Annotated in this window: 8 protein-coding genes; 4 read left to right on the top strand and 4 right to left on the bottom strand. The window is 65.4% G+C overall.

Annotated elements, in window-relative coordinates; genetic code table 11:
• Positions 1-663 precede the first annotated feature (663 nt).
• The 4 genes from Q0R23_RS17080 to Q0R23_RS17065 all read right to left on the bottom strand — a co-directional run bounded on the left by Q0R23_RS17080 (position 664) and on the right by Q0R23_RS17065 (position 3,506).
• The gene (locus Q0R23_RS17080) at positions 664-1,479 is read right to left on the bottom strand and encodes an endonuclease III (protein ID WP_293914954.1); all 816 of its coding nucleotides are present in this window, start codon (positions 1,477-1,479) and stop codon (positions 664-666) included.
• Positions 1,454-1,705: a hypothetical protein gene (locus tag Q0R23_RS17075; RefSeq protein WP_293914952.1), complete on the bottom strand. Its 252-nt coding sequence runs from the start codon at positions 1,703-1,705 to the stop codon at positions 1,454-1,456. The genes Q0R23_RS17080 and Q0R23_RS17075 overlap by 26 nt, the downstream gene beginning before the upstream one ends.
• Positions 1,706-1,862: 157 nt before the next feature.
• On the bottom strand, positions 1,863-2,642 hold the full coding sequence (locus tag Q0R23_RS17070; protein WP_293914950.1) for a bacteriorhodopsin-like: 780 nt from the start codon (positions 2,640-2,642) through the stop codon (positions 1,863-1,865).
• Between the two features lie 609 nt (positions 2,643-3,251).
• Positions 3,252-3,506, bottom strand: a complete 255-nt coding sequence (locus Q0R23_RS17065) for a hypothetical protein (protein ID WP_293914948.1) — start codon at positions 3,504-3,506, stop codon at positions 3,252-3,254.
• A 212-nt stretch (positions 3,507-3,718) separates the two neighbouring features.
• Between Q0R23_RS17065 and Q0R23_RS17060 the strand changes: the two genes are divergently transcribed.
• Genes Q0R23_RS17060 through Q0R23_RS17045 form a run of 4 tightly spaced genes read left to right on the top strand, consistent with a single transcriptional unit; the run spans position 3,719 to position 6,265 of the window.
• The gene (locus Q0R23_RS17060) at positions 3,719-4,417 is read left to right on the top strand and encodes an MBL fold metallo-hydrolase (RefSeq protein WP_293914946.1); all 699 of its coding nucleotides are present in this window, start codon (positions 3,719-3,721) and stop codon (positions 4,415-4,417) included.
• A 46-nt stretch (positions 4,418-4,463) separates the two neighbouring features.
• Positions 4,464-4,604, top strand: a complete 141-nt coding sequence (locus tag Q0R23_RS17055) for a hypothetical protein (protein ID WP_293914944.1) — start codon at positions 4,464-4,466, stop codon at positions 4,602-4,604.
• The gene (locus Q0R23_RS17050; RefSeq protein ID WP_293914942.1) at positions 4,604-5,296 is read left to right on the top strand and encodes a response regulator transcription factor; all 693 of its coding nucleotides are present in this window, start codon (positions 4,604-4,606) and stop codon (positions 5,294-5,296) included. Before Q0R23_RS17055 ends, Q0R23_RS17050 begins: the two co-directional genes overlap by 1 nt.
• Positions 5,297-5,320: 24 nt before the next feature.
• Positions 5,321-6,265 carry an ATP-binding protein gene (locus Q0R23_RS17045; RefSeq protein ID WP_293914940.1) on the top strand — a complete coding sequence of 315 codons (945 nt, stop codon included), beginning with the start codon at positions 5,321-5,323 and terminating at the stop codon, positions 6,263-6,265.
• The last annotated feature ends 91 nt before the right edge of the window (positions 6,266-6,356 follow it).

Raw genomic sequence — 6,356 nt, 5'->3', positions numbered from 1 at the left:
ACGGACTGTCGTCATGAGCGGACACCCATGAGGGTGCCATTCCTCCCCATGAGGACGCCACTCCTCCCATACGGGTGCCGTTCTGCCCAAGCGGTCAGGCCCCGATGGGGCGCAACTGGCCACAGGTTCGGGGACGGCGTCTTGGGCAGAACGGACGCCCTTGAGGACGCCTGCCCGCCCCTCACCTCTCTTGATTAGCCTACGTGTCAATAGAACCTTGTAGGGAGTTGGTCGCTCCGCTATGGATGGTACTTCCAGTTCGTCCCACACGCACTTTGTCTCACCGCGTTCTCCACATCGTGTAGCTCACGTAGGGCGCCCGTGCTCCGCACCTGCACATAACTGACTTCGCTGGAAGGTAGTGGTCTACTGAAGTAGAAAACAGCGTCCAGGCGCTCGTGGTTGACCCCTCTCCTGTGGAGCTGTACCAGTCGCCCCTTGTGGGAGAGTCGCAGACCTGAGGAGTGGCGTCCTCATGGGGACGAGTAGCGCCTGCTGGGCGTCTGTTCACGAGGACAGTCCGTTCACGACGAGTGCTTGCAGAGGGGCGCTGCGCAGCAGCGGGGTGAGTCGTAGACCTGCTTGCAGAGGGTAGTGAGCGCAGCGCATGCCCTCCATCCCCTCCCACAGGCCACAGGCCACAAGCCCAGCGCACCGCGCTCCTCAATCCTTGAAGGCCGGAACCTCGCCGCCGTACACTTTGAAAACGTCGCACAGGTCTTGCAGCACGCACTGGCCGCATTTTGGATGGCCGAACGAGCAGACGCGCTGCCCGTGCCTGAGCAGGTTGATATGCAGCTCGTAGAGCAGCGGCGGGTCGGGCGGGAGCAGGGCCAGCAGCGCCTTGTGGGCAGCCTGCTCACCCATTTTCGGAATGGCACCGAGGCGGCTGGTGATGCGGTGAACGTGGGTGTCCACCGGGAAAACCGGCTGGGCGTAGTTGAACAGCAGCAGCAGCGAGGCGGTTTTAAGACCCACGCCGGGCAGCGCCGTGAGCCACTTCAGACCTTCCTGGGGCGTGAGCGTTGCCAGGAAGTCGAGGTCATAGTTGCCGCGCTGATCTTTCACGGCCTGCAAGGTCGCCTGGATGCGCGGCGCCTTCTGGTCGGGGTAATTGCTGCGGCGAATGGCGTGAGCCACGTCCTGCGTCGGCGCGGCGATAATGGCGTCCCAGTCGCCCAGGGTACGCAGTTCCTGGTACGCCTCGTCCTCGCCTTGCGCGTTGGTGCGCTGCGAGAGGATGGTGCTGATGAGCTCGTGCATCGGCTCACGCCGGGGCGAGAGGGGCACCTCGCCGTATTCGCCCCGCAGGCGGCGGTGGGCGTTCAGCAGCAGCTCGGCGCGTTCAGGGGCGGCGCGGCTGGTGTTCAGGTCGGAGCTGATATTCGGGTCGGGGCTGGTGTTCGGGTCGGGGCTCACGTTCAGGTCGGCCCGTTCCGGGATCAGCCCGGCGTTACCGGCGCCCGCTGCCCTTGGCATGGTCCAGGGCGGGGCTGGTTTCGGCGCCTGCCAGCCCGTCGTCGCGGCTGCCCTCAGCATTGCCGTCGTGCTCGGCGGTGTCGACGCCTCCGGTGCCCTGAGCCTGGGCGGGAATGTCTCGGCTCTGACCCTCGGCTGGGGCACTGTCTGCTGGGGCACTGTCCGCCGGGTCGCTACTTATCGGGTTGCTGCCTGCCGGGCCGCTGAGGCTGGTCTTGTCGGTCACACCTGATGATGCGCCGCAGGAACGCCGCGCCAGACGAGGAACAGGTGAAGGCAGCTTGGGTGATCGGCTGAGCTTCAGATCACAAATGCGTAGAGAGTAAAACACCCAGAAACCGGTCAGGGCTTCTGGGTAGCGGGTCCAGCGCTCGTGCTTTACCTCAGTCGTCGGCTCCGGCCAGGCGGCTGTTGGGCAGATCGGTGCCGTCCGAGGAATCCTGCGCACTCTTAATCATGGCGATGGTGAACACCAGGATACCGAAGACCGGCTTGGCCAGAATGTCGGCGATGGTGTAGCCCATCTGGAGGCCCACGGTGGCGCCAGCGCCGGTGATGCCGAACAGCGGCAGCATGTAGGCGATGGGGTACACGCCCCATGACAGCAGCAGCAGCAGGCGCATGTTGCGGATGTAGACCTTGACTTCAGGCAACTGGCGCTCCATCGAACGCGACAGATCAACCCACAGCACGTACAGGATGTAGACGAACGGAATGCTGCTCACCGCGCCCCACCAGGGACGGGCGGCCAGGCTGCCGACTTCGCCGGGGTAACCCAGCGCGATCATCAGCAGGGCGGCCCCTCCCAGTTTCCAGGCCAGCGAGCGCGACTGCACTGCCGGAAGCGCCAGCACGGCCACTGTTTCGAGCAGCAACAGCGGCACGGTCAGGAACCAGTCGACGTAGCGGTAAGCATCGTTGAAGGGTGAGCCGCTCGGTACGTAGAGTCCGCCTTTGAGCGTGTAAGCAGCCTCCCAGCTATTGAAAATGCGGAAGTAGTGGTATCCGGCGATGGTTACCACCAGGCCGGTAATGAGCAGGGCCAGACGGTACCTGGACGCCACCTGTGTGCGGCCCAGAAAGAAAAAGACCGCTGAAGCGCCCATCGCGGCGATCGCCAGCGAGAAGAAGTTGTAGACCGTATTGTATTGACCGGCGGTCAATGTTGGTCCCGAAAGGTCAGGGCCACCCACTTCAGTCTGGGCGCCTGCCACTCCAGCCAGGAGGAGAATGAGGAGAAGAACCGGTTTAAGCATGTGTCACCTCGTGGTCCTGAAACTAGCAACCGATGCGGAAGGTTTGAACCTGTACACGTTCATTGCCCAGGTCTGAAGGTAAAGCTGCGTTGCGACGGGTCCCGTTGGCGTGAGTATATTCTCAAGCCTTTCAATGTTTATACCCTTTGATACAGTTCTGTAATCTGCGTCGCTATGATGGCCGGTTCTCAGGTGCGCGTCAACACAATTCGGGGCATCCGTCCGGGGCTCTACAGGCGATCCGCCGCGCTGCCTGAACAGATCGACTGAGCAGACGCCCCGGCTTACGGCAACGTCGGAATAGACCGCAGCGAAGAATAAACCGCAGCGAAGGCGTCGTCTCGCTGCTAAGGCGGCCAGACTCAGGGACCGGACTCAGGGACCAGACTCAGAGAACTGGCAGGTCGGTATCAGCTCCGCTTCATACGGGATTCAAGTCGGAGTCCATATCAGGGGCCGCTCGTGGAGATGTCCGGCGAACCGTGCCGAAACCGCATCTTCGAGCTGAGGGCAAGCTCACTTAGTTTCGCCGTCTGCCCTCGCCTGTTCCAGCGCGTCCAGCCTCGCCTCCAGTGCAGCCACCTTGCGCAGCAGCGCCGAGAACACCAGGGCGTAATGGTCGTAGAGCTTGGGGCGCTCCATGCGAAGTTGCCCGGCCTGCCAGCCCGTCAGCAGTCTCTCGGCCTCGCGCAGCACCTCGTCGTCGCCGACGGCGCTGACCGCGCGGCCCTGCAAGATGGTGCGGGCAAAATTGAGTTCCTGGTCGTCCATGCCTTCAGTCTGCGCCTTCAGTCTGCCGCCTCCGGGTCTGCTGAGGCTGCTGAATTCTGAACTGAAGTTCGGGTCTGGAGCAGATGTCATAAAAAGACCCTTTTTATGACCGAGCGGAGCGAGTAGTGTTGACTGAGCAAGGCGCAGAATGGAGGCGCGGGGAGGCTGTTTTCCCCGTGGCGTAATTCGGAGTACTGCTCTAAACTGAGCGCATGACTGCCAACCGCACATCCGCACCGGACACCGACGAACACGGCGTCAACAAGCACGGCGCCTTGCGGGTCGCCAGCCTGCCCACCGGTCCTCTTCAGGAAAACGCCGTGCTGGTCTGGGACGCGGCCAGCCAGCAGGGGTTTTTACTCGACCCCGGCGACGAGGCCCAGAGGATTCTGGACTGGGTTCACAGCTACGGCGTACAGGTCCAGGCCATCTTGCTCACCCACGCCCACTTCGATCACATCGGGGCGGTGCAGCCGCTCAGGGAGGCGCTGAAGGTGCCGGTCTACCTGCACGAACGCGACCTGGCGCTGTACCGAAACGGACATACCAGCGCCGCCCGCTGGAAGCTGCCGTTCGTTCAGCCCGCCGACCCGGAACACACCATCGCCCAGGGCCAGGTCTTCACGGCGGGGGCGCTGAGCCTCGTGGCCCGCGAGCTGCCAGGGCACGCGCCGGGACATGTCGTGTTGCTGAGTCAGGGTGGTCCGGCGGACGGGTTCGCGGTGGTCGGCGACACGCTGTTTGCGGGCAGCGTGGGGCGCACCGACCTGCCGGGCGGCAACCATGCCGAATTGATCGCGGGTATCGGCGCCGAGCTGCTGAGCCTGCCCGACACGACGCGCATCTATCCGGGGCACGGTGCGGCGAGCACGGTGGGCGCCGAGCGGGTCGGAAATCCGTTTTTGAAGTGAGTGCCCACCTGACAGCGCCCTGACTTCAGGCCGCACAATGAAGGGCGTGAGTCATGAGCCGTTCTCCGAATGCCGCCGCCGGGCCTGCCTGGCCGGGGCGGCGCCCCGCTGTGCCCTGCTGGCGCCCCGCTGTGCCCTGCTCAGTGCCGCGCTTCAGGGTTTCCCGGCGCAGCGGCTGGGGCGCTGATGTCGGCTCACCATGTGGTGGTCATCGAGGACGAGAGCACCGTCCAGGGCGTGCTGAAGTTTCATCTGGAGCGGGCCGGAATGCAGGTCTCGGCGTTTTTTACGGTGAACGCGGCCCTGGAGACGCTGGCCGGAGCCGACGCGCTGGTGCTCGACTGGATGCTGCCGGGCGAGAGCGGTCTGAGTTTTCTGCGGCGGCTGCGCAGCGACCCCGAACTGCGCAAACTGCCGGTGCTGATGCTGACCGCCCGCGCCGCCGAGGCCGAACGGGTCGAGGGGCTCGAATCCGGCGCCGACGACTACCTGACCAAGCCGTTTTCCGCCGCCGAGCTGGTGGCGCGGGTCCGGGCACTGCTGCGCCGCACCCAGGCCGACATCCCGCAACTGATTACGCTGGGGCCGCTGGGCATCGACGTGAGCGCCGCCGAGGCCCGCAAAGGGGGCGCGGCGCTGAATCTGACCCGCCGCGAATTCGATTTGCTGACCTTCCTGGCCCTCAACGCCGGGCGGGTCTACTCGCGCACCGAACTCTTAGACCGGGTCTGGGGCGCGGATTTCCTGGGCGGCGAGCGCACCGTCGATCAGCACGTCACGCAGCTCCGGGCGCACCTGGGCGACGACCCGGCCCATCCGCAGTTTCTGGAAACCGTGCGCGGCAAGGGTTACCGGATGCGGGCCTGGACGAGCGGATGAGCATATGCTGATGGAGACGCCCTGATGGAACGCCTGCGCTCCCCCGAACAGACCGGCGACTGGCAGGATTCGCTGCCCCAGGCCGTAGTGCAGTTCGAGGCGGGCCGGGTCACGCACCTGAACGCCGCCGCCGCCCGGCTGTGGGGGGTCAGCAGCGAAAAGGCCGCCGGGCGCCCGCTGCTCGAAGTGCTGCGCCGCCACACCCTGGAAGCCCTGGCCGAGCGCGGCGGCGAGCTGGAACTCGAAGTCACGGGCCGGACCCTGCGCTGCGTGGCGGTGCCCGGCGCGTTGATCGTCGAGGACGTGACCGAGCACCGCCGCCGCGAGGCCGAGCTGCGGGAAGCCACGGCTATCCTCTCGCACGAGTTCCGGACCCCCGTAACGGGCCTACGAGGTGTTCTGGAGGCGCTGGAATACGCCATGCCCGCCGAGTTGCAGCAGACCTTCATCAAGCAGGGCCTCTCTGAAGTCGAGCGGCTGGCCCGGCTGGTGGAAGACCTGGCGGTGGGCTTCAGGCCGACCCGTGCCCGCACCGTGCCGCTGAGCGAGGTATTTTTGCGCGCCGAGCGTCTACTCGGCCCCGACCTGAGCGCCCACGCCGCCCGCCTGAGCTTCGGCGACGATTATCTGGTGCGGGCCGACCCGGATAAACTGCTGCAAATTCTGCTCAACCTGATCGAAAACGCCCTCAAGTACGGCCCGGACGGCGCGGCCATAGACGTGCGGGCCACGCCACGCGGCGCCTGGACCGAGGTGGCCGTCAGCGACGAGGGCGAGGCGCTGTTCTCCACCGAGCATCTGTTTCAGGCCCACACGCGCGGCGAGAATGCGCCGGGCCTGGGCAGCGGCATGGGCCTGTACATCGTGCGCAGCATCGTGCAGGGCTGGGGCGGTCAGGCCTGGGCCGAGCGGCGGGGCGGGCGCAACGCCTTCGTGTTCACCTTGCCGGGCGTGGCGGGGCTGACCTGAGTTGGGCTGACTTGGGCTGGGCTGAGCTGGGCTGGGCAGACCCGGAGCTGACACTCGCCTCTTAGCGTCACAACAAAGGCGTCACAATAAA

This window comes from Deinococcus sp., assembly GCF_025362455.1.
GTDB lineage: Bacteria > Deinococcota > Deinococci > Deinococcales > Deinococcaceae > Deinococcus.
This window is presented reverse-complemented; position numbering and strand designations above follow the sequence as displayed.

What these genes read in the sequence shown, in the direction of transcription:
- Q0R23_RS17060 (WP_293914946.1), top strand. Translation starts at nt 3,719, where the DNA reads ATGACTGCCAACCGCACATCCGCACCGGACACCGACGAACACGGCGTC.
- Q0R23_RS17065 (WP_293914948.1), bottom strand. Translation starts at nt 3,506, where the DNA reads ATGGACGACCAGGAACTCAATTTTGCCCGCACCATCTTGCAGGGCCGC.
- Q0R23_RS17050 (WP_293914942.1), top strand. Translation starts at nt 4,604, where the DNA reads ATGTCGGCTCACCATGTGGTGGTCATCGAGGACGAGAGCACCGTCCAG.
- Q0R23_RS17080 (WP_293914954.1), bottom strand. Translation starts at nt 1,479, where the DNA reads ATGCCAAGGGCAGCGGGCGCCGGTAACGCCGGGCTGATCCCGGAACGG.
- Q0R23_RS17045 (WP_293914940.1), top strand. Translation starts at nt 5,321, where the DNA reads ATGGAACGCCTGCGCTCCCCCGAACAGACCGGCGACTGGCAGGATTCG.